General features: G+C 61.8%; 1 protein-coding gene. It reads left to right on the top strand.

The window, feature by feature from the left end; translation table 11 throughout:
• Positions 1-1,098, top strand: a 1,098-nt coding sequence (gene thiC, locus EOA29_RS37415) for a phosphomethylpyrimidine synthase ThiC (protein ID WP_127222456.1), incomplete at both ends; no start/stop codon positions are given.

The raw sequence follows: 1,098 nt of genomic DNA, 5'->3' as shown, positions 1-1,098 counted from the left end.
AACATCAACCATCCCGAGAGCGAGCCGATGATCATCGGCCGCAATTTCCTGGTGAAGATCAACGCCAATATCGGCAATTCCGCAGTCACCTCGTCGATGGCCGAGGAGGTCGAAAAGATGGTCTGGGCGATCCGCTGGGGCGCCGACACGGTCATGGACCTGTCGACCGGCCGCAACATCCACAACATCCGCGAATGGATCGTGCGCAATTCGCCGGTGCCGATCGGCACGGTGCCGCTCTACCAGGCGCTGGAGAAGGTGGGCGGCATCGCCGAGGATCTGAGTTGGGAAGTCTATCGCGACACGCTGATCGAGCAGGCCGAGCAGGGCGTCGACTACTTCACCATTCATGCCGGCGTGCGGCTGCACTACATCCCGCTCACCGTCGGCCGGGTTACCGGTATTGTCAGCAGGGGCGGCTCGATCATGGCGAAATGGTGCCTTCACCATCATCGCGAAAGCTTCCTCTATGAGCATTTCGAGGAGATCTGCGACATCGCCAGAGCCTATGACGTCTCCTTCTCGCTCGGCGACGGCCTTCGCCCCGGCTCGATCGCCGATGCCAATGACCAAGCCCAATTCGCCGAGCTGGAGACGCTTGGCGAATTGACGAAGATCGCCTGGGCGAAAGACTGCCAGGTGATGATCGAAGGCCCCGGCCATGTTCCCATGCACAAGATCAAGCAGAACATGGACAAGCAACTTGCCGTCTGCGGCGAGGCGCCGTTCTACACTCTCGGGCCGCTGACGACGGACATAGCGCCGGGCTACGACCACATCACCTCCGGCATCGGTGCCGCCATGATCGGCTGGTTCGGCACGGCCATGCTCTGCTATGTGACGCCGAAGGAACATCTCGGCCTGCCGGATCGCAACGACGTCAAGACCGGCGTGATCACTTACAAGATAGCCGCGCACGCCGCGGATCTTGCCAAGGGGCATCCCGCGGCGAAGATCCGCGACGACGCGCTTTCGCGGGCACGGTTCGAGTTCCGCTGGGAAGACCAGTTCAACCTGTCGCTCGATCCCGAAACCGCGCGCTCGATGCACGACGAGACCTTGCCCAAGGAAGAGCACAAGCTGGCGCATTGCTGCTCC

The organism is Mesorhizobium sp. M1E.F.Ca.ET.063.01.1.1 (assembly GCF_003998155.1).
Taxonomy (GTDB): Bacteria; Pseudomonadota; Alphaproteobacteria; order Rhizobiales; family Rhizobiaceae; genus Mesorhizobium.
Note: the sequence above shows the minus strand (reverse complement) of the source record. Positions and strands in the feature narration are given on the sequence as shown.